Consider the following 26,367-nt stretch of genomic DNA (forward strand, 5'->3'; position numbering starts at 1 on the left):
TCTCAGCGCCTGCGGGCAGGCCTGCGACCCGGAGCCGGGTCGGCCGAAGGGTAGTCGCGACACCCCAGCAATGAAGAGAGATCCCGCGCCGCCTCCTTGACCGCGCGTTCGATGCGGGAGAGCGCGGCGGCCCCGTCGAAGGCCAGTTCGGGCCCCGCCACGCTGATGGCGCAGACTGCTTCGCCCAGCGCATCGAAGACCGGCACCGCGCAAGCGTTGATGCCTTGTTCAAAACCGGAAAAGCTCCACGCGCAGCCGCGCTGGCGGTCCGTCGCCAGCTGGGCGCGCAGCTTGCCGGGATGGGTGCCGGCGAGCGGTTCCTTCGCCAACAGCTCCTCCAGCCTGCGATCGTTCTGCCACGCCAGCAGCATGCGGCCCGGCGTGGTCAGATGCGCTGCGACGCGCGTACCGACTTTCACGCTGCTGATCAGTCCCGCTTCCGGCATGTCGCGCAGCAGGTAGACCACGTAGCCGCCGTCCAGCGCCGCAAGATAGGCCGATACGTTCAATTGCTCGCGTACGGTGGAGAGCACGCGCCGTCCGAGGTCCAGCATGTCGCTGGCTGCGGTGGCTGCCGTTGCGAGCTTGAGAAAGGCCAGGCCGATCCGGTGCCCGCCTTGCGGCAAGGCCTCGAGTACGCCCTCGTGTTCCAGCGTGGCGATCAGTCTCATGACCGTGATACGGTTGACGTCTATGGTCCTTCCCACTTCGCTGAGATTGGAGGTGCTTCCGCCCTCGACCACGTAGCGCAGCAGGCGAAACGCCCGCACCACCGGCGACACCAGGGCACCCGGCTTGGCGGTGGGCTCGTCGTTATCGAGGGCTGCGGCAGGAAGGGACATGGCAATCAGACCAGAGTCATGCTCCAGGCATTGTATTCGTACACCCAGTCGGCATTGCCGCCTTCCTTGAGCCAGTTGTTGCCGCGCGACCCGATCTGGATCTTGGCGGTGCGTTCGCGGCGAACCGCTTCGTAACGCTTGAGCGCTTCGGCGGGCTCATGGGGGGAGGCGGCGATCTGGCGGGCCAGTACCACCGCGTCTTCGATCGCCATGCCGGCGCCCTGCGCCATGAACGGCATCATGGGATGGCAGGAGTCTCCCAACAGCGTGATGTTCCCCCGCGACCACGCGGGCAGCGGATCGCGTACGTACAGGGCGGACTTCAGCACCTCGTCGCAGGCATCGAGCAGCGCCCGCGCCTCGGGATGGAAGTCGGCGTAGGACGCGCGCAGTTCCTCGACGCTGCCGGGCATGGTCCACGATTCATGGCGCCAGCTGTCCTGCGGCGTGGTGGCAAAGATGAAAATGTCGCGCCCGCGGTTCAGGGGGAAGGTAACGATTTGCGTTTCGGGGTTCGGGCCCCACCACTTGGTGAACGCGCCCAGGTTGGGAAGGCCTTCGAGCCTGGAGGCTGGAACCACCGCCCGGTAGGCCACGACACCGGTGAACTCCGGATACTCGTCGCCAAGCAAGTATTTGCGCACGGTCGAGTGGATGCCATCGGCGCCGACGAGGACGTCCACCCGCTGAGAAGTGCCATCTTCGAATCGAACGGTAATGCCGTCGCCGTCCTCTTCGATGGCCACCGTGCGCTTGCCCAAGCGAATGGTATCGGCCGGGACCGCCTGTTCCAGTGTGCTGAGCAGGTCCGCCCGATGCATGGTGAGTTGCGGCGCTCCATAGCGTGCTTCGGCGGCTTGCGACATCTCCAGCCGCGAGGTTTCTTCTCCGGTATCCCACGTGCGGCTGATGCGGTGCGTGGGCCGGGCGGCCGTCTCGCGCAATGCTGCGCCCACTCCAAGACCGTCCAGCGCCAGTACGGCGTTCGGGGTCAGGTTGATGTCGGCCCCCACACGTCCGAATTTGGCGGTTTGTTCGAACACGACTGATTCCAGCCCGAGCTTGCGCAAGGCGATCGCCGCTGCCAGCCCGCCTATGCCTGCACCGCTGATGCCGATGAGAGGCGATGCCATAAGACTCCCCTGTATTGTTTGGAGGTGTACAAAAATGAACATATAGTTCAAAAATTTTATGTGCCAGATATCGGCATGTCAATCGTCCAGTTGCCTTTGCGCGGCGCCCGGGCTCTTTGCAAGGAAACAACTTGAGACCGGCTACCGGGCCGGCGGGCGTAGCCGGTGGTACAGTCCTGCGAAAACAAGGCTGGTGTCATGTCGGATTGCGGATCGAACCTAATGGCCGGGGCGGCCGGCATTTTCTATGATCGTGGCGAGGCTGCCACTAGGGTGGGCAGGCCATGCGCGGCTCGGACCGGGCGGCCCGGCCCAGTGCTTTGACGGGGTCGTGCATGAGAGTCTGGCTGCTGGCCCTGTGCTGGCTGCTCGTTCTGAGCGGCACGGCGAAGGCGGACGAGCGCGTCCTCGAGTTTTTCAGCGATATCAAAGTGGAGCGCGGCGGTGACCTGCTGGTCACCGAGAACCTGCGCGTGCGCTCCGAAGGCAGGCAGATCAAGCGCGGGATCGAGCGGGACTTCGCGCATTTGTACCGGCACGCCGACGGCTCGCGGAACACCGCGCGCCTGGACGTTATATCCGTGCGGCGCGACGGCCGTGCCGAGCCCTTCGTGTCGTCGCGCCTCAGAGATGGCGTGCGCATCTCCACTGGCCGCCAGGACGTCGTCTTTCGCCCCGGCGAGTACCTGTACACCTTGACTTACCGGGTGAGCCGGCAACTGATCCATGCCGGCGGCGAGGACCGGCTCGCGTGGGACGTGACCGGCGCATCGTGGCGGTTTCCCATCGACAAAGTCCGCGTGCGTGTCGTCCTGCCGGATGACGCGCCCGTGTTGCACGCGGCCGTGGCAGGGCAAAGGGTGCCCGGTGTCGTGCAACAAAAAGAGGATGGGCGCGCGGTATTCGTTTCCGGCCGATCCCTGGCGCCTGGCGAAACGATGGCCATCGAACTGGCCTGGCCGGCCGGCCACGTGGTCCGGCCCGGGCCGCTGCGGGCCTGGTGGCTGGGCGTGCAGGACCATGCCGAATCCTGGGTTGCCGCGGCCGGTGCGGCGCTGTTGCTGCTGCATTACCTGCTGGCCTGGGCGCGCGTGCACAGGCTGGGGCGCCGGGACAAGAGCATGGCGGCGGAACCGCCCGACGGTTTGTCGGCGCCTGTGCTGCGCTATGTCTATAAAAAAGGATATGACCGCTGGGTGTTCCTGTCGGGCATGATGGAGCTGCTGGCGCGGCGCTCCATCCGCGTCTGCGTCAAGCCGGACGGGCGGTATGTCGAACGGCTGCGCAACCAGACCGGGACCGATGGCCGCCACGATCCTTTGCTCAACGGCATGCTGGGCCGGTTCTTCTCCGCGGGCCGGACATTGTTGCGGTTCGACGGACTGTATCGGCACTGCTATGACGAAGCGCAGCGCGCCCAGCGCGAGTGGCTGGACGAAGCCTATGCGCGCCGCCTGTTCGTATCCTACGACGAGGCGGCGAGGCGGGGGCTCTATTTGTGGATCGTCATGACCGTGGCCCTGGTGGGTCTGGTCCTCATACGCGAGGGGACGCTGCTCGCGTGGTCCGCATGGGGAATCCTGTTGCCGCTACCCGCGGTGCCGGCATGTTTTGCGGCATACCAGCAATGGCGAACCGGCGCCACCAGTGTGGCGAGCCGGACCGTTCTCGGCCTGTTCGCCGCCGGTTGCCTGGCCGGCGGGGTGGCCGTGATTGCCCTGAATGCGGAATCGGAAACGCTGCTGCTGGTATCGCTGGCCCCGTTGCTACTGTTGCCATGGGTATGCGCCGGTTTTCTGGGCTTGCGGGGCTACACCTCGCAAGGCCGGAAGCTGCGGAACCGGATCGACGGTTTCCGGCGCTTCCTGGCGCGACCCGGTACGCTGCCCGAAGATCCCGAGACGGCACTGGCGCGCTACGAACGCTACTTGCCTTACGCGCTCGCCTTCGGGCTCGAGCGCAAGTGGGCGGCCGCTCATGCGGCCAGGGTGCGCGGCGCCGCCTCGGCGGCGCTGATGGACATGCAGGCCCGCTACGGCGGGAGCCACGATGTACTGGACCGGCCCCGCGCTGTCATGCGGTCGCTGGACAGGTGGACGGCCAAGGCCGCGCCGGCGCGTACCGCACGCCCGGTGCCGGCCCCCCAGTCTGGCGACGGGCAGCGGTAAAATCGCGTAAACATGGAGTCCTGCATGGCAATTACGATCAAGTCCCCGCAAGAAATCGAAGCTATGCGTGTTGCGGGCGGCATGGCGGCCGAGGTCCTGGAAATGATAGGCGAGTACGTGCAGCCCGGCGTCTCGACGGAAGAACTGGACCGCCGCTGCTACGAATACATTACCAAGGTACAGAAGGCCGTCCCGGCCAACGTCGGCTACCACGGCTTTCCCAAGACGCTCTGCACGTCCATCAACGGCGTCGTATGCCATGGCATACCGAAACCTCAGGATGTGCTGCGCGATGGCGATATCATCAACATCGACGTGACCGTCATCAAGGACGGCTGGCATGGCGATACCAGCCGGATGTACTTTGCCGGCAAGCCGTCGCCGCAGGCCGAGCGGCTCGTCAATGTGACGCTGGAAAGCATGTTGCGCGGGATCGCCGCAGTGCGGCCGGGGGCCACGCTGGGCGATGTCGGCGCGGCCATTCAAACCTATGCCGAGGACGCCGGTTTTTCCGTAGTTCGCGACTTCTGCGGGCACGGTATCGGGCGCAAGTACCATGAGCCGCCCCAAGTGTTGCACTACGGCCGCCCCGGCACGGGTCTGCGCCTCAAGAAGGGCATGGTCTTTACCATCGAGCCCATGCTCAACGCCGGCCGCCATGAAGTGAAAGTCCTGAACGACGATTGGACCGTGGTGACGGTGGACGGCTCATTGTCCGCCCAATGGGAGCACATGGTGGCCGTCACGGACGATGGCTACGACATCCTCACCGAGTGGCCCGCGAAGCGCTAAGCGCCGGGCTGCGCAGCCTTTCAGCACCGGCACGCAAGGCCTGTCAGGCCGGCGTCCCATAGTCTTTTTTTCCGGTCGTTTTCATGTCGTCTTCGCAACCTGTTCCCCGCCCCGATGCGCAAAGTCCGCTGGCGCAATGGCTGACTTATCTCGAATCCATTCATGGCCGTCCGATAGACATGGGGCTGGACCGCGTCCGTATCGTGGCGCAGCGGCTTCAGCTCGAGATCGGCGCCGTGACCATCGTGGTCGGCGGCACCAACGGCAAGGGTTCGACCTGCGCCATGCTCGAGTCGATCTTGTTGTGCGCGGGATACAAGGTGGGGCTGTATACCTCGCCGCATCTGCTCGATTTCAACGAACGCGCACGGATCAACGGCGAGCCCGCCGCCGATGCAGCCCTGGCCGAGCAGTTCACGGCGGTAGACGCGGCGCGGGGCGATATTTCGCTGACGTATTTCGAACTGACCACGCTGGCCATTCTCCGGCTGTTCTCCCAGGCGGGCCTGGACGTGGTCGTGCTGGAAGTGGGGTTGGGAGGACGGCTGGACGCGGTGAATATCGTCGGTGCGGACTGCGCCATCGTGACCAGCGTGGACCTCGACCACATGGAGTGGCTGGGCGAGGATCGCGAGAAGATCGGCTGGGAAAAGGCGCACATCTATCGGCCGGGCCGGCCGGCAATCTGTGCCGATCCCGTTCCTCCGCAGTCGCTGCTGGACCATGCCGAGGCCATCGGTGCGGACCTGTGGCGCTTCGGCCGCGATTACAACTATTCCGGCGACAAGCAGCAGTGGAGCTACGGAGGGCGGGGCCAGCGGCGCAATGCGCTGGCATACCCCGCGCTGCGAGGCGCCAACCAGCTCCTGAACGCGTCGGCGGCGCTGGCCGCGCTCGAGGCCTTGCGCGACCGGTTGCCGGTGCCGCAGCAGGCAGTGCGCCTGGGACTGCTGCAAGTCCAATTGCCGGGCCGTTTCCAGATCCTGCCGGGCCGGCCGGCCGTCATCCTCGACGTGGCGCACAATCCGCATGCGGCCGCCGTGCTGGCGGACAACCTCGACAACATGGGTTTCTACCCCTATACCCATGCGGTATTCGGCATGCTGAACGACAAGGACGTCGATGGCGTCCTGGCCAAGCTCGGCGATCGCGTGGACCACTGGTATTGCACCGGCTTGCCCGGTCCCCGTGGCTTGTCAGGGGAGGCGCTGGCCGAGCGCTTGCGGGCCCGGGGCGTGCAGGAGGGCAAGGATTCGTCGATCCAGGCCTACGCCGATCCGGCAACTGCCTTTGCGGCAGCGCAAGAACGGGCGGGCGAGGGTGATAGAATCCTGGTCTTCGGATCTTTCCTTACCGTGGCGGGCGTACTGGCGTCCATGCGTGCGGCCAAGGCCGCCCGCGCGGGCTGAGCCGGGCCCTTGCAAGGCAGGCGCAGGCCGCCGCCGCGTGTTTCAGCCGGACGTATCAATGGGATTGCTCGAGCGCAAGAAGAAGGCGGCCACCACGGCCAAATCCAACCGCGCCGGCTATGGAGCCGGGGCCGACTCGCAGGATCCCGCACAGGAAGCGCGCCGCCGCGCCCGCCGCCGTCTCGTGGGCGCCATCGCGATGGTCCTGGCAGCGGTGATCGTGCTGCCCATGGTGCTCGACTCCGAGCCGCAGCTCCTGCCCGACGACATCCCCATCCAGATTCCCGACCGCAACATGTCGTCCGAGCCGCCTGTCGCCCAGGCTCCGGTGCCCGAGCCTCCCGTGGCCGCGCCCGAGCCTCCCAAGCCGGCACCGGCACCCGAGCCACCCAAACCCGAGCCTGCAAAGCCTGAACCTCCGAAGCCGGACGCGGTCCAACCTGAGCCGCCCAAACCGGCTGCGGCGCCGCCTGCTCCGACACGGCCGGCGCCCAGCGACACGGCCAAGGCCGACGCTGCCCGCGCCGAGGCGGCCCGGGCCCGGGCCTTGCTGGAAGGCGGGGGTGCGGCTCCGGCCGCGCCGAAGGCGGAAAGCAAGGGCAGTTTCGCGGTACAGATCGCGGCCTTTTCCACCGAGGATCGCGCCAACGACATGCGCGACCGGTTGAATGCCGCCGGCATCAAGAGCTTTACCGAACGGGTCAAGACCGGCAAAGGCGACGTGTTCCGCGTCCGCGTGGGCCCCTTTGCCTCGCGCGAAGCCGCCGATGCCGCCCGCGCCCGTATCACGTCGGCCGGCTTCAGCAGTTCGATCGTACCGTTGTGACGACTTTCGACTACGGCGTCTTGCTCATCCTGGGGGCGTCGGTGGTAATCGGCCTGTTTCGCGGCCTGGTCAAGGAAATCTTGTCGCTGGTGGCCTACGTCGCGGCGTTCGTCGGTGCGATGCGGTACGGACCGGCGGTTTACGAATGGCTGGTGACGTACATCGAGAATCCCGTGTTGCGAATGGCGATCGGCTATGCGGGCGTGTTCATCGCCGTGCTGCTGGCGGTGGGCGTCGTCAATGTCGCCCTTGGGCTGCTGCTCAAAGCCACCGGGCTGTCGCTGGCCGACCGGGGCATGGGCGCGGTTTTCGGCCTGGCGCGAGGCTTGGTGATCGTGCTGGTGCTCGTGGTCGCCGCCGGGTTCACGCCCATGCCCAAGGAGGCCTGGTGGACCGAAGCGGCCTTGTCTCCCTATGCCGAGCAAGGCGTGCGGGCGATCAAGCCGTATCTGCCGGAACAGTTCTCGGACTGGATCCGCTATTAAGAAGTTTGTGCTGCTGATAAGAGGCTCTCATGTGTGGAATCGTCGGTGTCGTCTCGCACGCGCCGGTTAACCAGTTGCTCTACGACAGTCTGCTGCTGTTGCAGCATCGCGGTCAGGACGCGGCGGGCATTGCCACGTCGCAAGGCAACACATTCAATATGTTCAAGGCGCATGGACTGGTTCGGGACGTGTTCCGTACGCGCAACATGCGTTCCTTGCCCGGCACCTCGGGTATCGGCCAGGTCCGTTATCCCACCGCCGGTTCCAGCTCCAGCGCGGAAGAGGCGCAGCCTTTCTACGTCAACGCGCCGTTCGGGATCACCTTCGCCCACAACGGCAACCTGACCAACTGGGAATCGCTGCGAGAAGAGCTGTTCCGTGTCGATCGGCGTCACATGAACACCAACTCCGATTCGGAGGTGCTGCTCAATGTCCTCGCGCACGAACTGCAGCGCTCGTCGAACGGCGTGTCGTTGGACGAGGACGCCATTTTCAAGGCGGTATCGGCCGTGCACCGCCGTGTACGAGGCGCCTACGCCGTGGTGGCCGAAATCGCCGGCTACGGCATGCTGGCTTTCCGGGATCCCTACGGTATCCGGCCGCTGTGCGTGGGCAAGGTCGAAACCGAGGCCGGCGTCGAATGGATGGTGGCGTCGGAATCGGTCACGCTGGAGGGCATGGGATTCAAGCTCGAGCGCGACGTCGCGCCCGGCGAAGCCATCTTCGTCGACCACAACGGACGTTTCAGCGCCCGCCAGTGTGCGGACAATCCGCAGCTGAGCCCGTGCATTTTCGAATACGTGTACTTTGCCCGGCCCGATTCGCTGATGGATGGGGTATCGGTATACAGCGCCCGCCTGCGCATGGGCGAGTACCTGGCCGACAAGGTCGCCCGCAACCTGCGCCTGGGCGAGGTGGACGTGGTGATGCCGATTCCCGATTCGGCCCGCCCGGCGGCGATGCAGCTGGCCGCCCGGCTTAACCTGGACTATCGCGAAGGCTTCATCAAGAACCGCTATGTGGGCCGGACCTTCATCATGCCGGGCCAGGCCGTGCGCAAGAAGTCGGTGCGCCAGAAGCTCAACGCCATGAGCGAGGAATTCAAAGGCAAGAATGTCCTCATCGTCGACGATTCCATCGTCCGGGGCACCACCAGCGGCGAGATCGTCGAGATGGCGCGCGCCGCGGGGGCCAACAAGGTGTTTTTCGCGTCGGCTGCGCCTCCGGTACGTTTCCCCAATGTATACGGCATCGATATGCCGACGCGCAGCGAACTGATCGCCCATGGCCGTTCGGACGAGGAAATCGCGCGTGTCATCGGCGCCGATGCGCTGGTATACCAGGACTTGACGGCAATGCGCCAGGCGGTGACCGATATGAATCCCCAGCTCACGCAGTTCGAAACCTCGTGTTTCGACGGCCATTACGTAACGGGCGACGTGACGCCGGAGTACCTGGACCACATCGAACGCATGCGCAATGACCGCGACAACGGCGGGGCGGGCGGCCTGCGCGTCAACATGGGCTACGCCGCCAACGACGGCTGAGGCCCCGGGCCGGGCCGGCGGCGCGCCAGCGGCCGGCGAAGCGCGCACCGCGGGTGCGCGCTGTCGTTTCCGGCGGCGAATATAAGCGCACGTTCTACCTGAACCCTGGCTTTAGACATTATTTTGTATATACACATTACGAACCCTTCGTTTTATTCATAAGCCGGTATTTGTAAGCTGTGCCCGGGGATGCGTTCGTCCTGCGCTAGCGCGCGCTTGCTCCCTGCCGATCGGGCGCGTACCGCCTTCTCCTATTTGGCCACATCCGTAGAGGCTTGCTGCATGTATCAGTACCAACCCATCGATCAGCTGCTGGTCGATCAGCGTGTCGCGCAGTTCCGAGACCAGACGCGGCGTTTCCTGGACGGGCAACTGAGCGAGGACGAGTTCCGCACGCTGCGGCTGCAGAACGGGCTGTATATCCAGCGCCACGCGCCCATGCTGCGCATCGCGATCCCCTACGGCATGCTGGCTTCGCGCCAACTGCGTACCCTGGCAACCATTGCACGCAAGTGGGACCGGGGCTATGGCCATTTCAGCACCCGGCAGAACATCCAGTTCAACTGGCCCCGCCTGGAGGACGTCCCCGACATCCTCGCCGAACTTGCCAAGGTACAGATGCACGCCATCCAGACCAGCGGCAACGACATACGCAATACGACCACCGACCAGTTCGCGGGGGTCGCGCCGGACGAGATCGTCAATCCCCTGGTGTGGTGCGAATTGATACGGCAGTGGTCGACCTTCCACCCGGAATTCGCTTTCCTGCCGCGCAAATTCAAGATCGCGGTGAGCGGGGCGGTAACCGACCGCGCGGCCGTGGGCGTGCACGATATCGGGCTGCAAGCCGTCGAGCAGGACGGCGAAACCGGCTTTCGCGTCTGGGTCGGAGGCGGCCTGGGCCGGACCCCCATCGTCGGCCAGCTGATCAATTCCTATGTTCCTTGGCAGCATCTGCTGACCTACCTGCAGGCTATCCTGCGGGTCTACAACCTGCATGGGCGCCGGGACAACAAGTACAAGGCGCGGATCAAGATCCTGGTCAAGGACCTCACGCCGCAGGTGTTTGCCGAGCAGGTCGAACAGGAATGGCAGCACCTGAAGGACGGGCCGGAAACCTTGACGGCGGAACAGGTGGAGGCCGTCGCGGGCCGCTTCACCGCCACGCCGTACGCGGCCGATCCGGGGCTCGATACCTCCACCCAGCACGCCGGCAACGATCCGCGCTTCGCACAGTGGCTGCGGCGCAATACCCATCCCCACAAGGTGCCGGGCTATGCGGCGGTGACCTTGTCGCTCAAGCGCACCGGCGTGCCGCCGGGGGACATCACCGCCGACGAGATGGATGCCGTCGCCGATCTGGCCGACCGTTTCAGCTTCGGCGAAATGCGGGTCACCCACGAGCAGAACCTGGTCTTCGCCGACGTCGCCCGCAGCCAGCTCTACGCGCTCTGGAAGGAGCTCGACGAGCTCAAGCTCGCCACGCCCAACATCGGCCTGCTGACCAACATCATCGCCTGCCCGGGCGGCGATTTCTGCGCGCTGGCCAACGCCGTGTCCATCCCGGTGGCCGAGGCCATCCAGCGCCGGTTCGACGATCTCGACTACCTGTACGAAATCGGCGAACTCGACCTGAACATCTCGGGCTGTATCAATTCTTGCGGCCACCACCACGTGGGCCACATCGGCATCCTCGGCGTCGACAAGGCGGGCGAGGAGTGGTACCAGGTCACGCTAGGCGGTCGCCAGAGCGGGGCTGCCAAGCCCTTGCCCGATATCGAATCCACGCGGGGCGGCGGTGCCGCCATCGGCCGGGTCATCGGGCCGTCGTTCGCGCGCGGCGAAGTGGCCGACGTCGTCGCCAACCTGGTCGAGACCTACCTCGAACTGCGCGACAGCGATGCCGAGCGTTTCATCGATGTCGTCGAGCGCGTCGGCATCGATCCTTTCAAAACCCGGGTCTATGCCGAACGCAAACAGGCCAAGGCCATTACCGAGGCAGCTCATGTCTGAAGTCCGCCAACAAGCTACCTTGATCCGCGCAGGCAAGCTCGAAGTCGACAACTGGCAGCGCTTCGAGGCGACCGACGCGCAACCTTTGCCGCCGGAAAGCGGAAACTGGCTGGTGCCGCTTCCGCTCTGGCTGTCGGCGCAGGCCCGGTTGCGCGGCCGCAGCCAGCCGGTGGGCGTGCTGCTTGCGCCGGCCGACGACCCGGCCGAGCTGGCGGAAGGCGGCCGCGTCGATCCGCAGGGCCTGGCGCTGATCGCCGTCGATTTCCCGGTCTACACCGATGGCCGCGGTTATTCCATCGCTTACTTGCTGCGTACGCGTTTTGGCTGGCAGGGCGAGCTGCGCGCCGTGGGCGACGTGATGATCGATACCATTCATTACCAGGCGCGCTCGGGGTTCGACAGCTTCGCGGTCAAGCCCGGTCATGACCCGCAAGAGGCGCTGAAGGCATTGGGCACTTTTACCGCCGGTTACCAGAAAACCTACCCCGTGCCGCAGGCCGTCTGACGGTCCAGGGAGATCACCGATGGGCAAGGTATATCTGGTGGGAGCAGGGCCGGGCGCAGCCGATCTGCTGACCTTGCGGGCGGCACGCGTGCTGGCCCGCGCCGATGTCGTCTTCCACGACTCGCTGGTCGACGAATCGGTGCTCGACATGGCACCGCAGGCCCGCCGCGTGGCCGTGGGCAAGCGCTGCGGCCAGCTGTCCACTGCGCAGCATTTCATCAACCGCCAATTGGTCGACGCCGCTAGGCGCCACGGATGCGTGGTTCGGCTCAAAGGGGGCGACCCCATGCTGTTCGGCCGCGCCCAGGAGGAAATCTCCGCGCTGCTCGATGCCGGCATCGACGTCGAGGTCGTGCCCGGCATCAGCGCGGCATTCGGTGCCAGTGCCGCGCTGGGCCGCTCGCTCACTCGGCGCGGGCTGAGCCGCAGCGTAGTGTTCCTGACGCCCGCCGTAGGCACGGGCGAGCGTCCCCATGCGTGGGCCGACGCCGCCAGGGGCGCCGAGACCGCGGTCCTCTACATGGCGAGCCGGCAGGCAGAGGCGATCGCCGGGGGCCTGTTAGCGGCCGGCGTGCCCCCGGCGCGTCCGGCGGTACTGGTCGAGGATGCCACCTTGCCGACCCAGCGGGTCTTGCCCACCACCGTGGCGCGCCTGCCCGAAACGGCGCGGCAATTGGCCGGCGGGCCGGCGCTGATCCTGGTGGGCGAGGTCTATGCCGAACTGATCGAGCAGGGCGCGCAACTGCCGGCCCAGGGAGCAGGGCAGATCGCTGCGGCCTGACCCTATTTCTCTTACACTTCGGTCATGTTGATCGAAGATTTTGGGCTGGCGCTGGGAAAGAGCTTCCTGTTCTCGCTGGCGACGCTTGTCCCTATATTGAATCCCACCGCGACGGCGCCGATATTTCTGTCCCTGACCGAAGGCGCTTCCACAAGCATGCGGGAAGTGCTGGCAGCCAAGATTGCCCGCAACGTTTTCCTGTTGCTGTGCGCCGCCATGTTGATCGGGTCCATCGTGCTCGATTTCTTTGGTATTTCGCTGGCCATCGTGCGGGTGGGCGGGGGGCTGCTGGTGGTGGCCAGCGCCTGGCGGCTGCTCAATTCCAGCGACGGCGGGGCGGAGCGCTCGGCACGCATGGCCGAGGGCTTTACGGCCGAAATGGCCAACCACCGGGCCTTCTTTCCGTTGACGTTCCCCATCGCCTGCGGGCCCGGTTCGATTGCGGCCGCCATTACTGTCGGGGCGAGCCTGCACGATCACGCCACGCTGATCATAAGCGCGACCCGCATCGTGGGGGCCGTGTTCGGACTGGTCATCGTAGCCGTCTCGGTGCTGCTCGCCTTCCGCTATGCGCAGCAGCTCCTGCGCCTGCTGGGCGATACGGGAACGGCCGTGTTCCTGCGCCTGTCCGCATTCATCCTGTTGTGCCTGGGAGTCCAGATCATTTGGGACGGTGCGTCCGAAATGATCCTGAGCATCTTGCGCCAGGCTGCGTTGTATCCACCTACCTGAGCAACCCGCATTCATGAAAACCGTCCTCGTCGATCGCCTGCTCGCGTTTATTGCCATGGCCAGCCTGGGGGCGGTCGCCATCGCGCTGGTGTCGCAACATGTGTTCGACATGCAGCCTTGTGCCTGGTGCGTATTCCAACGCTTGATCTACCTGGCCATCGCGGTATTCGCCGTGCTGGGCCTGGTGCTGCGGCGGGCCGCCGGCGCGCAGAAGGCCTGCGCGGGCGTCGTGGCCTTGCTGGCGGTCGCGGGCGTGGCCGCCGCGGTCTACCAGCACAACGTGGCCTCGCAATTGATGAGTTGCGCCCAGACCTTCGCCGACCGTTTCATGAGCGCGTCGGGCCTGGACGAGGCGGTGCCGCAGGTGTTCGGCATCTACGCCACTTGCGCCGATGCCGCGGTCGACCTGCTCGGCGTGCGCTACGAGCTGTGGAGCCTGCTCCTGTTCGTCATCCTTGCCGTGGCAGCCGGTGCCGCCTTCTTGTTGCGCCAGCGTCCCCGCCCGCTGTTTGCCGGCAATACGCCCTAGCAAAGGAATCTTTCCGTCGCGCTATCGGGTTACTTTCCGCGGGGGAAAGGCGTCTGGCGGCTACTCGAAAAAAACAAGTTGCTTTATATAAACCAAGTTTATATAGTAGGTGCACTAGACGCACGCGCAACCACCATTGCGCCAACTTATCGAGGAGACCCCATGACCGCCAATACCGCATCCCAGTCCCCCGCCGACCGTCCCCCCGTCCTGGTGGATTTCGAAGACGGCATCGCCTGGGTGACGCTGAACCGCCCGGAAAAACGCAATGCCATCAATCCGGGCATCGTCTACAACATGGTCCGCATTTTGGAAGAGTTGGAAGCGGACGACCGCTGCAAGGTCATGGTCCTCACCGGTGCCGGTGATTCCTTTTCTGCCGGCATGGATTTGCGGGAGTACTTCCGCGCGACGGACAACGATCCCAAGGAACGTACCCGTCTGTTCCGGGCCAACGGCCTGTGGCAGTGGCGCCAGCTGCGGTTCTATTCCAAGCCCACCATCGCGATGGTCAACGGCTGGTGCTTCGGCGGCGCTTTCACGCCGCTGGTGTCGTGCGACCTGGCCATTGCGGCCGAGGAAGCCACCTTCGGCCTCTCGGAAATCAACTGGGGCATCATTCCCGCAGGGGTGGTGAGCCGGGCGCTGGCTACCCTGGTGCGGGAACGCGAGGCCATGTACTACGTCATGACTGGCGAAACCTTCGATGGCCGCCGTGCCGCAGACATCGGCCTGGTCAACGAAGCCGTGCCCCTTGCGCGCCTGCGCGAGCGCACCCGCGAACTGGCGCGTGTCCTGATGGAGAAGAATCCCACGGTGCTGCGCCAGGCCAAGATCGCCCATCGCTATGCCGCGGAAATGAGCTGGGAGCAGGCCGCGGACTACCTCATGGCCAAGGTCGACCAGGGCACGTTCCATGATCCCGAGCGCGGCCGCGATACCGCGATGAAGCAGTTCCTCGACGAAAAGACGTTCAAGCCGGGCCTCGGCGCCTATCAGCGCTGATAGCGCAGGGGGCTTCCATGTCTTCCATTGATCTGGACCGCTTGCTGCGGCCGCAGTCCATCGCGGTCGTGGGAGCTTCGCCCGAGCCGGCGTCGGTCAGCGGGCTGCTGCTGGCCAACCTGCGGCGCTTCGGCTATGCCGGGAAATTGCACCTGGTCAGCCGCAGCCGCGACGAGGTCGACGGCATACCGTGCGTCAAGACCATCGATGACCTGCCTGAAGGTGTCGATGTTGCCGTCCTGGTCGTGCCGCAGGCGGCGGTGTGCGAGGCGGTTGCCGCGTGCGGGCGCCGCCGCGTCGGGGCGGCAGTCGTGTTTGCTTCCGGTTTTGCCGAGCTTGGCGACGACGGGCGTGCAAGCCAGGATGAACTGGCGCGTATTGCCCGGCAAGGCGGTGTTGCGGTGCTCGGTCCCAACTGCCTGGGGTTCATCAACTTCGCCGATGGCGTGCCTTTGACGTTCGAGCCGGTACAGCCCGTGTCCGTCGGGCACGGGCCGCGGATCGGTATCGTCGCCCAGAGCGGGGCGATGAGCGGCAACCTGCGGCAGGCTTTCCACGGCAAGGGACTGGGGGTGTCGTTTTCGGTTTCCACCGGCAACGAAGCCGTGCTGAGCACCGAGGATTTCCTTGCCGCGCTGGTAGAGGCGCCCGACGTGGACGCGCTTGCTGTTTTCGTCGAGATGCTGCGCAAACCGGCTGCCTTCCTGCGGGTGGCGGCGCGCGCTCGCGAACTCGGCAAGCCCCTGGTGCTGATGCACCCGGGCCGTAGCCAGCGCGCCCGCGAGGCCGCCAAGTCCCATACCGGAGCATTGGCCGGCGACTACCAGACCATGCGCACCCTGGCCGAGCGCGAAGGCGTGGTGGTCGTCGACACCATGGACGAGTTGTTCGATGTGACAGCCATCCTGGCCCGCTATCCGGCGCCCGTCGCGCAGGGCAAGGCGGCGGTCGCGTCCAATTCCGGCGCGCTGCGAGGCGTGGCGCTCGATTTCTGCGAGGACATCGGACTCGAGCTGGCAGAGTTTGCCCCGGCAACGATGCAGGCGCTGTCCGAGATCCTGCCTGACTTCATGGCGCCCGATAATCCGCTGGACCTGACCGCCATCGGCATGCAAAAGCCGGAGATCTTCGGTCAGTCCGCACGCGCCATCCTCGATGACCCTGACGTAGGCAGCCTCGTCATGCCGCTCATGGGGGGATCGCCCGCCCAGCAACTGGCCAAGGCCGAGTCGCTGTTGCCGGTCATGCAGACCTCCAGCAAGCCCGTCTGTTTTGTAATGATGGGCGACAGTGGTCCGCTGGGCGAGGAATTCCTCGCGCGCGTGAAGGAAAGCGGGATGCCGTTCCTGAGGTCGCCCGACCGCGCATTGCGTGCCATGGCGCACGTGCACCGCTACGGGCGGTTGCGCGCTGCGGCCGGCGATCGCAGCGCAGGCAGAGGGGCCCGGATTCCGGAGTTGCGCCCCGGGCCGCTGGCCGAGTACAAGGGCAAGCAATGGCTGCGCGATCTGGGCATCGGAACGCCTTCGGGCGGCTTGGCCCGGACTCGCGAGGAAGCGTTGGAAATTGCCGGGAGGATAGGTTATCCGGTGGTCCTCAAGGCCCAGGCCGATGCGTTGATGCACAAGAGCGATGCGGGCGGGGTGGCGATCGGCCTGGCCGATGCCCAGGCACTGGAAGCCGCCTGGCAGCGGATCGAAGCGGCAATCGGGCGGTATCGTCCGGGCCTGGTGCTGGATGGCATGCTGGTCGAGGCCATGTCTGCACCCGGGTTGGAACTGGTCATAGGCTGCCGGCGTGATCCGAATTGGGGCGTGGTGGCGCTTGTCGGACTGGGAGGGATCTGGATCGAAGCCTTGCAGGACGTCCGCCTGCTTGCGCCCGACCTGACCGAGGCCCAGATCGTGCGCGAGCTGGGCAAGCTCAAGGGGGCCCGGCTGCTGTCCGGACTGCGCGGACGCCCGGCCGTGGATGTGGCGGCAGTCGCCGCGGCGGTGCGCAAGCTGGCCGACCTGGTGCTGGCCAATCCCGAGATTGTCGAAGTAGACGTCAACCCGCTTATCGCACTGCCCGCAGGGGAGGGCATCGTTGCACTCGATGCCTTGTTCGTCATGGCTGGACAGGAGGCAGCCCACAATGCCGGCATTCGATCATGAGACCTTTCCGCAACTGCTGGATGCCATCGACCGCTTCATCCGCCAGCGGCTGATGCCGCTGGAGCGGCAAGTCGAAGAGCGCGAAGAGGTGCCGCCCGAAATCATCGAGGAGATGAAGCGGATGGGCCTGTTCGGCCTGGGTATTCCCGAGGAGTACGGCGGGTGCGAGCTGGACCTGATGCAGGAAGTACAGGTGCAGATGGCCTTCAGCTATACCTCGCCTGCCTTCAGGCTGGTGTTCTGGCCCAATGTGGGCATAGGCAGCAAGGGCATCGTCCTGGCCGGCACCGAGGAGCAGAAACGCAAATACCTGCCCGGCCTGGCGAGCGGCGACTTGCGTGCAGCCTTTTGCCTGACCGAGCCGGATGCGGGTTCCGATGCCGCCAGCCTGAAGACCCGCGCCGAGCGCGACGGCGACATGCTGGTCATCAACGGCACCAAGCGCTTCATTACCAACGCGACCCGGGCACACGTCTTTACCGTGATGGCCCGTACCGATCCAGGCGTACCAGGGGCCGGAGGCATCAGCGCCATCATCGTCGACCGGGACACGCCGGGCCTGCATGTCGGCAAGCCGGAAAAGAAACTCGGCCAGCGCGGCTCGCCCATCAGCGATGTGATCTTCGAGGATGTGCGCGTCCCGGTGTCGAACGTGATCGGAGGCGAGGCCGCGCTGGGGAAAGGCTTCAAGACGGCCATGCAGGTCCTCGACGGCGGCCGGCTCAGTGTCGCGGCTTCCGCCCTGGGCATGGCGCGCCGCCTGATCGACGAAGCGGCCACTTATGCGGTGCAGCGCCGGCAATTCGGCCAGCCCATTGCGCAGTTCCAGCTTGTTCAGGCCATGCTGGCCGATTCCGAGACCGAGTACCTGGCCGGGCATGCGCTGGTGACGCAAGCGGCCCAGGTACTGCAAGCCGGCGGAGACGCGCGCAGCCAGGCGGCCGCCGCCAAGTATTTCTGTTCCGAGGCGCTGTCCCGGATCGCCGACCGGGCCCTGCAGATTCACGGTGGGTCCGGCTACGTGGCGGAGCACCATGTCGAACGGCTGTACCGGGATGCCAGGGCCCTGCGCATCTACGAGGGGACGAGCCAGGTACTGCAGCTGGTCATCGCCCGCGCCATGCTCAAGCGCTACGAGGCGTGAGCCGCGCGCACTGATCGAAATTGCTTGTTAATCCATCGCAATCCCGTGTTTCAGCCGGACGGCCGTTTCTTCTACAGTAGAGCGCGATACGGCGGCGGCCGGCTGCCGCCCCCGGAACAATAAACGGAGACATCGTGTATCCCTTGAGCTACGTGCGTCCGGCATCGCTGCAGGAGGCGCTGGACTGGCTGGCGCGCGAACCCGAGGCAAGGCCGCTGGCTGGCGGCATGACGCTGATCCCCACGCTCAAGCAGCGGCTGGCGGCGCCGTCCCATCTGGTGGATCTGTCCCGGCTGCAGGAGCTGCGGGGCGTGTCGGCGGACAATGGTTTGCTTCGGGTCGGCGCGGCCACCCGGCATGCGGAGGTGGCCGCGTCGGCCGTGGTGCGCGGCGCCATCCCCGGGCTCGCCAGCCTGGCCGAGGTCATTGCCGATCCTCAGGTGCGCAATCGCGGCACGATGGGAGGCTCGGTCGCCAACAATGATCCGGCCGCCGACTACCCGGCTGCCGTGTTGGGCCTGGGCGCCACCGTGCTGACCGACCGGCGCCGCATCGCGGCCGACGAATTCTTCGCCGGCATGTTCGAGACCGCGCTCGAACCCGGGGAGGTCATCGTCGGTTTCGAGTTTCCCATCCCCCGGCGCAGTGCCTACGCTAAATACCGCCACAAGGCCACGGGCTACGCCGTCGCCGGTGTTTTCATCGCCGAGACCGCTGCCGGGCCACGGGTAGCGGTGACGGGGGCCGGGCCATGCGTCTTTCGCTGGCAGGAAGCGGAGCAGGCGCTTGCCGCCGGCGGTATCGCGGCCGTGGAGGAAGCGGGCCTGGACGAATCCACGCTGAACGAGGATCGCGCCGGCGGCGCGGCCTATCGCGCCAACCTGGTACGGGTCCTGACGCGGCGCGCCTGGGCTGCGCTGCAAGGGCCCGGCGGGGCGGCGGAATAGGTCGGCGCCGGCAAACCGGCACCCAAAACACAGTCGGAGACAACATGGAACTGAAGGGATCGCATCGGCTCGAAGCGCCGCGTGCGTTGGTCTGGAAATACCTCAATACTGCGGAAATCCTGCAGGCTTGCGTGCCGGGTTGCGAATCGTTCGACGAAACCGGCGCCGACCAATATGCGGCTACCGTGGTCGCAGCCATCGGGCCGGTCAAGGCCCGGTTCAAAGGTACGCTGGCGATAGCCGACAAGGAGGAGCCGATCCGCTACCGCCTCGTCGGCCAAGGCGATGGCGGCATGGCCGGCTTCGGCAAGATGGTGGCCGACGTCGAACTGGCCGACGACGGGGAGGGCACGCTGCTGTCGTACCGGGCCCAGGCCCAGGTCGGCGGCAAGCTCGCGCAGATCGGATCGCGGATGATCGGCTCGGTCGCCAACAAGCTGGCCGAGGAGTTCTTCCGGCGCTTCAGCGCCATGGCCGGCGAGAAGGCCCAGACATGATCAAGGTCGAATTGCGCGTGAACGGCGCGCCGGTAAGCCGGGAGGTCGACGACCGCACGCTGCTGGTCGAGTTGCTGCGCTCCGAGTTGGGATTGACCGGCACCCACGTTGGCTGCGACACCAGCCAATGCGGGGCATGTACCGTCAAGCTCGACGGCGCCGCCGTGAAATCCTGCACGGTGCTGGCCGCGCAGGCCAGCGGCGGTGAAGTCGTCACGGTGGAAGGCTTGGGCCGGCCGGATGCGCTGGGGGAGGTGCAGGCGGCCTTCGTGGCGTGCCATGGCCTGCAGTGCGGATTCTGCACGCCGGGCATGATGATGGCGATCGATTACTACCTGGATACCGACGGTTCGCTCGACGACGCTCACATCCGCCGCGCGCTGGAGGGCAACATCTGCCGCTGCACCGGCTATGTCAACATCATTCGTGCCGTCAAGCACGCCGCCCAGGCGCGCATGGCCGCCGGCAAGCCGCTCGGGACGCACCGCCATGGATAGATTCATAGGCCAGCCATTGCCCCGCGCGGAGGATGTCCGCCTGGTCAGCGGCCAGGGGCGCTATACCGACGACATGAACCTGCCGGACCAGGTTTATGGCGTTTTCGTTCGTTCCCCTCATCCCCATGCCGTGATCCGCGCCATCGATGCCCAAGCCGCGCTGGAGGCCCCTGGCGTGCTGGCCGTGCTGCGCGGCCAGGATTATCTCGACGACGGCCATCGGGGCATGGATCACATTCCCAATCCGGCCGATGCCGTCGCCTTCCGCGAACGGGCCTTCACCGAATCCCTGACAGGAGCGATATTCAACCAGCGGCACTTGCCGCTTGCGGTGGACCGCGTGCGGCATGTCGGCGAGCCCGTCGTGCTGGTGGTGGCGCGCAGCGTGCGCGAAGCCCGCGATGCCTGCGACCTGGTCGAGATCGACTACGAACCGCTGCCGGCCGTGGTGGACGCGGTCCGGGCCATGGACGCCGATGCGCCGCAGCTGTGGGACGGCGCGCCCGGCAACCTGTGCTTCCAGACCCGCATCGGCGACGAGGAAGCCGTGCGGCAGGCGTTTGCGCGCGCGCGCCATGTGGTGCGCCAGGAATTCCGCAACAGCCGCATCGTCAATTGCCAGATGGAGCCCCGCTCGGTGCTCGGCAGCTACGATGCGCGCACGGACGAATACTTGCTGATCGCCGGCAGCCAGGGCGTGACGCGGCAACAGCTCTGCATGGCGGATGCGCTGGGCATTCCCCCGGAGCGGCTGCGCGTGGTGTCCCACGACGTGGGCGGAGGCTTCGGCCCACGCAGCTGCGTGAACCCCGACCAGCTCGCGGTGTTGTGGGCCGCGCGCCGGGTGGGCCGACCGGTCAAGTGGACCAGTGACCGCAACGAAGCCTTCCTCGCGGATTACCAGGGCAGGGACCAGGTCATCCGTGCCGCGATGGCCTTCGACGAGCAAGGACGCATCCTGGCCATCGACAACGAAGTCATCGGCAACGTCGGCGCGCACACCGTGTCCTATGTTCCGCTGGCCAACGGCTCGCGCATCATGACCACGGTCTATCACGTGCCGGTGGCCACGGCGCTGCTGTCCGCCGTGCTGACCAACACGCCGCCGACGGGCCCTTACCGGGGTGCGGGCAGGCCGGAAGCCACGCATGTGATGGAGCGGATGCTGGACATCGCGGCACGCCAGATCGGCATGGACCGCATCGAACTGAGACGCCGCAACCTCATCCAGCCTCAGCAAATGCCCTACCGCAGTCCCATGGGACTGACCTACGACAGCGGCCAGTTCGCCGCCAATATGGAAAGGGCGCTCGTCGTCTGCGAGTGGGACGGCCGCGAGGCGCGCAAGCAGGCGGCGCTGAAGAGAGGCAAGTGGCTGGGCGTGGGCTTGGCCAATTACGTGGAGTCACCCGTGGGTGCGCCCCGGGAGCGGATCGAGCTCGTCATCGCGGGCGATGGCAGGGTCGATTGCGTCGTAGGCACGCAGAGTACCGGCCAAGGGCACGAGACGACGTTCCGGCAGGTCCTGGCCGACGAGCTGGGCGTGCCGTTCGAGTCCATAGGAATGCGCACGGGGGACACCGCCTTCGTCAAGGTGGGAGGGGGGTCCCATTCGGATCGCTCCATGCGGCTGGTCGGTCATTTGATCGGGGACGCCGCCGCCCAGTTGCGGTCGTCGGGGGCGCCGGTCGCCGCCTTGTTGCTCGCATGCGACGAGCAATCATTGCGCTTTGAACAGGGGCGCTTCGTGGATCCGGCCACCGGCCGGTCGGCCGGCCTGTTCGAGGTCGCGGCGCGTATCGAGCGGGACGGAATGCCGGGCCAGCCCGAGGTGCGGCGCTATGCGGCCGCCGCCGAGTTCAATGGCCGGATTCCTGCGCATCCGACCGGCACGGCGGTATGCGAGCTCGAGGTGGACCCGGAAACGGGCGATGTCGAGATCGTCCGCTACACGTCCATCGACGATGTGGGACGCCCCATCAATCCGCAGATCGTCGAAGGGCAAGTGCACGGGGGGCTGGCCCAGGGCATAGGCCAGGCCTTGCTGGAGGATTACCAGATCGATCCCGAAAGCGGGCAGGTACTCAGCGGCTCGTACATGGATTACGGCGTGGCGCGTGCCGAGGTCATGCCGCCGCGGCTGGACGTTGAATTGACCGAAGATCCGACGCACGGCAATGCGCTGGGCGTGAAAGGAGGCGGAGAAAGCGGCATTACGCCCGCGACCGCAGCCATCTTCAACGCGCTGGCGGATGCGTTGGAAGCCGTCACCACCGAAGAGCTTCCCATGCCCGCCACGCCACCGGTCATCTGGGAAACCATAAGGCGGGGCCGGGTAGCCCGTTGAGGGCAGCCGCGGACCGGTTCACGGCTCCCGCAAGGCGGCCGTCCAGGCGCATCCGCGCCGCAAGAAAATAGGAGACGAAATCAATGGTGACGAAGTTCCTGGCCCTGCTGGCCACAGTCCTTGCCTGCTCGGCGGGCGCACCCGCGGTCGCGGCGGATTATCCGGCGCGACCCTTGCGCATGTTGCTGGGCTATCCTGCGGGGAGCGGGATCGACAACGTGGCGCGCCAAGTGGCGGCTGGCATGGAGAAGGCGCTGGGGCAGCCGGTAGTCGTCGAGAACAAGGCCGGGGCGCTGGGGAACCTGGCCGCCGATTTCGTCGCGAAGGCGCCGCCCGATGGCTACACCATTCTGTTCACGCCCAATTCCACGCACGCGGCGAATGTGCATCTGTTCAAGAAGTTGCCCTTCGATCCCATCAAGGACTTCATGCCGGTCGGCACGGTGGCGAGCCTGGGCTTCGTGCTGCTGGTCGCGCCCGAACACACGCAGGTCGGCTCCGTTGAGCAATTGACCGCGATGCTCAAGCAGCATCCGGGCAGGTACTCCTGGGGAAGCGGCAATGCGACCGGGCAGGTCGCCGGCGAGCTCTACAAGACACTGGCCGGGGTCGACGCCGTCAACGTTCCGTACAAGGGCGTTCCGCCTGCGCTGACGGACCTGATCGGCGGCCGCATCACCTTCCTGTTCGCCGACGCCACGCTGGCGATTCCCCAGCTCAAGGGCGGCCGGGTCAAGGCCCTGGCCGTCACGGGAAGCACCCGCCCGACCTCGCTACCCGATGTGCCCACCATGGCCGAGGCAGGGGTACGCGGCTACGATCTTTCGGGGTGGTTCGGCATTTTCCTGCCCGCGCACGCGCCCGAACCGGTGCGCAAGACGCTCAGCGCGGCCCTGGCCAAGGTGACCGCCAGTCCCGAGCTGGCCCGCTTTCTGCGGAGCATCGGGGCCGAACCCTTGCCCGGCGGTCCCGACGATCTGGCACGCGTGGTGGCCGTCGACACGGAAAAGTGGGGCAAGATCATACGTGCGGCCGGTATGACGGCGGAATGATACGGGCGGCCGGCCGGCGTCCTTGGACAGGAGAGCAGCTATGGGCAGTCTGGAAGGCAGGGTCGCCGTTGTCACGGGGGCCAGTTCGGGCATAGGCCGCGCGGTAGCCATCGCTTTCGGGCAAGCGGGTGCGTCGGTCGTACTGGCCGCCCGTCACCGCGAGGCCCTCGAGGAAGCCGCAGGCAAGGTGCGGGAGGTCGGGGGCGCGGCACTGGCCTGCGCGGCTGACGTCAGCCGCGAGGACGACGTGGCCCGGCTCTTCGCCGCTGCCGTCGACACCTATGGCCGCGTGGACATACTCGTCAATAACGCCGGCGTGACCACGAGCCAGCCCATCGAAGCCATGAGCCTGGAAACATGGCGGCAGGTGCTGGACGTCAACCTGACCGGCGCCTTCCTTTGCAGCCGTGAAGCTTTCCGCATCATGAAGGCGCAATCGGGCGGGCGCATCATCAACATGGGTAGCGTGGCGGCCAAGGTACCGCGTCCGGACTCCGTGCCCTACACCACGACCAAGCATGGGCTGGCCGGCATGACGCATGCCTTGGCGCTGGACGGGCGCGCACACGGCATCGCGGTGAGCATGCTGCATCCGGGCGTGACCGAATCGGCCCTTGCGGCCAAGTCCGGCCGCAAGTTCGAGCCCGGAGAGTTGATGAAGGCCGAGGATGTGGCCCGCGTGGTCGTGTTGATGGCGACCTTGCCGCCCGAAGTCAACCTTTACGAAAGCACGATCTTTCCTCTCTCCATGCCCTTGCTCGGCAGGGGATAAAATCCCGGGGCATGGACGCTCCGTTTCCTATCCGTAAAGAATGCCCGCCGGGCGCATGCATATGCGACCGCGATCGGCTGCTGGCCGATCCGCAGGGAGACGTGCGCATCCTGCGGCTGACCAAGGAAGAAGAAAAACGGCTGGTGGCGCGCCTGGAGAGTATCTCCAGTTTCGACGACCTCAGGCACATGGAAACACGCATGCAGGCGCAGTTGGGTATCGTGCTGCACATCACTCCGAGTATCTATGGCGTCCGCACGCTGCGGGGCATCAGCATCGAAATCGAAGAGCGGCCGGGATTGTGCAGGAAGACGCGGGAGGCCATACCGGCCGCCATACGGCGTTGTTTCGAAAAGAATCCGGAAATTGTCTACGCGCTGCTCGATTCCCACGACCTGCTGGGCGGAGCGGCATAGCCGCGGCAGGACTCGGCTTTCTAGTCCTTGCGTCCGAGCGCCTGCCGTTCGGCCGGCGTCGGCCCCAATCCCTCGATGGCCAGTTCCAGGAGTGCCCGCAGGCGGGCCAGGCCGGCCGTCGGCTTGGGCGCCGGCTGGCTCAGCCAGCGCCGGACTTCGGATAGGTAGATGGTGACGAACAGTGCCGCGATCAGCTCCGGGTCTGCATTGCTGCCGATGTCGCCGTTCGCCTGCTTGCGCCGGACGACGTCGGCCAGCATGGCGTAAATGCTGGCGCGGCGGGCGTAGAAACGCCGGGTCTCTTCGCCGCGGTCCACCATGGTGGCGAGGAAGTCGGAGGTGGCCTGCACGGCCGGCCGCGATATCTGAGGATTCCTGGCCCAGTACCTGTAGCGCAGGCTGAAGAACCCCATCAGCAGCTCGATGAGCGGGCCGTCCTGCTGCAAGGCCTTGGCGCCCTTGACGTTGACCGCGTCCAAGTCGTTGTTGACGATCATCATCAGCAGGTCGCGCTTGTCTTCGGCGTAGACGAAGATCGTGCCGATGGCCACTTGGGCGCGCTGCGCGATCTCCCGCGTGGTGGCCGCGTCGTAGCCTTTCTCGAGGAACACTTCACGCGCTGCTTGCTTGATGCGCCGGAGCTTGTCCAGCTTGCCGCGTTCGCGCAGACCGAGTTCCGGGGGGTAGGCAGACGAAGCAGTCGGGTTCTTCATGAAAGGGAAGGCGCGCACATGGATAGGAGAAACGGAGCAACCGAAGCAGCCGCCTATTCTAGAAGAAAAGACTGCAAGAAAAGGCGGCGGGATCCCGGGGAAAGTCTTGACTAAGTAAGACAACCTTATATAAGGTATCGTTATTGTTTGGCAGCGTAGCAACTCGTCTTTCCAGGAGGCAAGCGTGGACGCCATGGTCGAGGAACCCGAACGGCTTGCCGTCGTTCACGAAGTATCTTGCGGCGGCAGGGGCATGGCGTGGCGCCAGTGGGGAAGCGGGCCCGTCCTCGTGCTCGTGCACGGGAACAGCGGATCGTGGACGCACTGGGTGCGCAACGTGCTGCCCCTGGCGCAGCATTTCACGGTGCTGGTTCCCGACCTGCCCGGGCATGGGGATTCCGAGCTGCCAGAGGGCGAGGTCTCGTGCGCGAACTTCGCCGATTTGCTCTGGCAAGGCGTCGACCGTCTGACGCAACAGGAAGGTCGCGTCGCCCTGGCGGGATTCTCGCTGGGTTCACTGCTGGTGGAAAGCATGGCCATGCAGCGCCCGGCAAGTGTCAGGCAGGTCGTGCTGCTGCGCGGGAGCTTCATGCGCTCCTCTCCCAAGCCTCCGGAGACCCTGATGCGCTGGCGTGGCATCGACGATCCGGCCGAACGCGCACGCATTCATCGTCACAACTTGGCCGTCTCGATGTTCGGCAATCCTGACCTGATCGACGACACGGCGGTCGCGGTGCAGGCTCGCAACGTAGAGCGTTGCAGGCTGGACGTCCGGCCGCTGCTGGCCAGCCGGCAGATGGAGGCCTTCACCACGCTCAGATGCGACGTCCATGGCATAGCCGGCGAACTGGATGTATACGGCGGCGGCGATGTCGCCGCGCAGGGCCGGGCGTTGCTCGAAATTCTGCCTCAGGCGTCGTTCGATCTTGTCCCCGGGGCGGGGCATTGGGCAGCCTATGAGGCGAGCAGCCAGGTCAACGCGATGATGGTGAATGCCCTGATGCGCAATACCGGTGGATGAGCCATCATGAACGTCGATCAAATTTGAGCTTGATCAAA

Annotated in this window: 25 protein-coding genes; 22 read left to right on the forward strand and 3 right to left on the reverse strand. The window is 65.9% G+C overall.

Features of this window, described 5'->3' with window-relative positions:
- Positions 1-2: 2 nt before the first annotated feature.
- Positions 3-842 carry an IclR family transcriptional regulator gene (locus QHC78_RS05860; RefSeq protein ID WP_319742953.1) on the reverse strand — a complete coding sequence of 280 codons (840 nt, stop codon included), beginning with the start codon at positions 840-842 and terminating at the stop codon, positions 3-5.
- Between the two features lie 5 nt (positions 843-847).
- Complete coding sequence (locus QHC78_RS05865; RefSeq protein WP_319742954.1) at positions 848-1,975, reverse strand: FAD-dependent monooxygenase; 1,128 nt, start codon at positions 1,973-1,975, stop codon at positions 848-850.
- 335 nt (positions 1,976-2,310) lie between these two features.
- Here QHC78_RS05865 and QHC78_RS05870 point away from each other — a divergent pair, with 335 nt between their 5' ends.
- The 21 genes from QHC78_RS05870 to QHC78_RS05970 all read left to right on the forward strand — a co-directional run bounded on the left by QHC78_RS05870 (position 2,311) and on the right by QHC78_RS05970 (position 24,595).
- Complete coding sequence (locus tag QHC78_RS05870; RefSeq protein ID WP_319742955.1) at positions 2,311-4,143, forward strand: DUF2207 domain-containing protein; 1,833 nt, start codon at positions 2,311-2,313, stop codon at positions 4,141-4,143.
- 24 nt (positions 4,144-4,167) lie between these two features.
- Positions 4,168-4,935, forward strand: coding sequence for a type I methionyl aminopeptidase (gene map, locus QHC78_RS05875; RefSeq protein ID WP_319742956.1), 768 nt, complete (start codon positions 4,168-4,170; stop codon positions 4,933-4,935).
- A gap of 83 nt (positions 4,936-5,018) precedes the next feature.
- Positions 5,019-6,344, forward strand: a complete 1,326-nt coding sequence (folC, locus tag QHC78_RS05880) for a bifunctional tetrahydrofolate synthase/dihydrofolate synthase (RefSeq protein WP_319742957.1) — start codon at positions 5,019-5,021, stop codon at positions 6,342-6,344.
- 58 nt (positions 6,345-6,402) lie between these two features.
- Positions 6,403-7,170: an SPOR domain-containing protein gene (locus QHC78_RS05885; protein WP_319742958.1), complete on the forward strand. Its 768-nt coding sequence runs from the start codon at positions 6,403-6,405 to the stop codon at positions 7,168-7,170.
- A complete protein-coding gene (locus QHC78_RS05890) occupies positions 7,167-7,655 on the forward strand; it encodes a CvpA family protein (protein ID WP_319742959.1) in 489 nt (162 codons plus the stop codon). Before QHC78_RS05885 ends, QHC78_RS05890 begins: the two co-directional genes overlap by 4 nt.
- A 29-nt stretch (positions 7,656-7,684) precedes the next feature.
- Positions 7,685-9,202, forward strand: a complete 1,518-nt coding sequence (purF, locus tag QHC78_RS05895) for an amidophosphoribosyltransferase (RefSeq protein ID WP_319742960.1) — start codon at positions 7,685-7,687, stop codon at positions 9,200-9,202.
- 282 nt (positions 9,203-9,484) lie between these two features.
- Entirely contained in the window at positions 9,485-11,215 is a 1,731-nt protein-coding gene (locus QHC78_RS05900; RefSeq protein WP_319742961.1) for a nitrite/sulfite reductase, read from the forward strand.
- The gene (locus tag QHC78_RS05905; protein ID WP_319742962.1) at positions 11,208-11,720 is read left to right on the forward strand and encodes a DUF934 domain-containing protein; all 513 of its coding nucleotides are present in this window, start codon (positions 11,208-11,210) and stop codon (positions 11,718-11,720) included. Before QHC78_RS05900 ends, QHC78_RS05905 begins: the two co-directional genes overlap by 8 nt.
- 19 nt (positions 11,721-11,739) lie before the next feature.
- On the forward strand, positions 11,740-12,501 hold the full coding sequence (gene cobA, locus QHC78_RS05910) for a uroporphyrinogen-III C-methyltransferase (protein ID WP_319742963.1): 762 nt from the start codon (positions 11,740-11,742) through the stop codon (positions 12,499-12,501).
- Positions 12,502-12,525: 24 nt separating this feature from the next.
- On the forward strand, positions 12,526-13,233 hold the full coding sequence (locus tag QHC78_RS05915) for a MarC family protein (RefSeq protein ID WP_319742964.1): 708 nt from the start codon (positions 12,526-12,528) through the stop codon (positions 13,231-13,233).
- Positions 13,234-13,246: 13 nt separating this feature from the next.
- Entirely contained in the window at positions 13,247-13,762 is a 516-nt protein-coding gene (locus QHC78_RS05920; protein ID WP_319742965.1) for a disulfide bond formation protein B, read from the forward strand.
- A 162-nt stretch (positions 13,763-13,924) separates the two neighbouring features.
- Positions 13,925-14,767: a p-hydroxycinnamoyl CoA hydratase/lyase gene (locus QHC78_RS05925; RefSeq protein ID WP_319742966.1), complete on the forward strand. Its 843-nt coding sequence runs from the start codon at positions 13,925-13,927 to the stop codon at positions 14,765-14,767.
- 17 nt (positions 14,768-14,784) lie between these two features.
- Positions 14,785-16,923 (forward strand): acetate--CoA ligase family protein, encoded by a 2,139-nt coding sequence (locus QHC78_RS05930; RefSeq protein ID WP_319742967.1) that lies wholly within the window; start codon positions 14,785-14,787, stop codon positions 16,921-16,923.
- Positions 16,904-18,067 carry an acyl-CoA dehydrogenase family protein gene (locus QHC78_RS05935; RefSeq protein WP_319742968.1) on the forward strand — a complete coding sequence of 388 codons (1,164 nt, stop codon included), beginning with the start codon at positions 16,904-16,906 and terminating at the stop codon, positions 18,065-18,067. The genes QHC78_RS05930 and QHC78_RS05935 overlap by 20 nt, the downstream gene beginning before the upstream one ends.
- A 134-nt stretch (positions 18,068-18,201) precedes the next feature.
- Positions 18,202-19,014 carry an FAD binding domain-containing protein gene (locus tag QHC78_RS05940; RefSeq protein ID WP_319742969.1) on the forward strand — a complete coding sequence of 271 codons (813 nt, stop codon included), beginning with the start codon at positions 18,202-18,204 and terminating at the stop codon, positions 19,012-19,014.
- Between the two features lie 44 nt (positions 19,015-19,058).
- Positions 19,059-19,511, forward strand: a complete 453-nt coding sequence (locus tag QHC78_RS05945) for an SRPBCC family protein (protein ID WP_319742970.1) — start codon at positions 19,059-19,061, stop codon at positions 19,509-19,511.
- A complete protein-coding gene (locus QHC78_RS05950; RefSeq protein WP_319742971.1) occupies positions 19,508-20,008 on the forward strand; it encodes a (2Fe-2S)-binding protein in 501 nt (166 codons plus the stop codon). Before QHC78_RS05945 ends, QHC78_RS05950 begins: the two co-directional genes overlap by 4 nt.
- Complete coding sequence (locus QHC78_RS05955; RefSeq protein ID WP_319742972.1) at positions 20,001-22,355, forward strand: xanthine dehydrogenase family protein molybdopterin-binding subunit; 2,355 nt, start codon at positions 20,001-20,003, stop codon at positions 22,353-22,355. The genes QHC78_RS05950 and QHC78_RS05955 overlap by 8 nt, the downstream gene beginning before the upstream one ends.
- A gap of 83 nt (positions 22,356-22,438) precedes the next feature.
- Complete coding sequence (locus tag QHC78_RS05960) at positions 22,439-23,407, forward strand: Bug family tripartite tricarboxylate transporter substrate binding protein (RefSeq protein ID WP_319742973.1); 969 nt, start codon at positions 22,439-22,441, stop codon at positions 23,405-23,407.
- Positions 23,408-23,447: 40 nt separating this feature from the next.
- Positions 23,448-24,179 carry an SDR family oxidoreductase gene (locus QHC78_RS05965; RefSeq protein WP_319742974.1) on the forward strand — a complete coding sequence of 244 codons (732 nt, stop codon included), beginning with the start codon at positions 23,448-23,450 and terminating at the stop codon, positions 24,177-24,179.
- An 11-nt stretch (positions 24,180-24,190) separates the two neighbouring features.
- Positions 24,191-24,595, forward strand: a complete 405-nt coding sequence (locus QHC78_RS05970) for a hypothetical protein (protein ID WP_319742975.1) — start codon at positions 24,191-24,193, stop codon at positions 24,593-24,595.
- Between the two features lie 20 nt (positions 24,596-24,615).
- Here the strand turns inward: QHC78_RS05970 and QHC78_RS05975 are convergent, their stop codons facing one another.
- On the reverse strand, positions 24,616-25,308 hold the full coding sequence (locus QHC78_RS05975) for a TetR/AcrR family transcriptional regulator (protein ID WP_319742976.1): 693 nt from the start codon (positions 25,306-25,308) through the stop codon (positions 24,616-24,618).
- A 193-nt stretch (positions 25,309-25,501) separates the two neighbouring features.
- Here QHC78_RS05975 and QHC78_RS05980 point away from each other — a divergent pair, with 193 nt between their 5' ends.
- Entirely contained in the window at positions 25,502-26,329 is an 828-nt protein-coding gene (locus tag QHC78_RS05980) for an alpha/beta fold hydrolase (protein WP_319743460.1), read from the forward strand.
- Positions 26,330-26,367 lie beyond the last annotated feature (38 nt).

Source organism: Pigmentiphaga sp. (assembly GCF_033795525.1).
In the GTDB taxonomy this organism is placed as follows: Bacteria; Pseudomonadota; Gammaproteobacteria; order Burkholderiales; family Burkholderiaceae_B; genus Pigmentiphaga.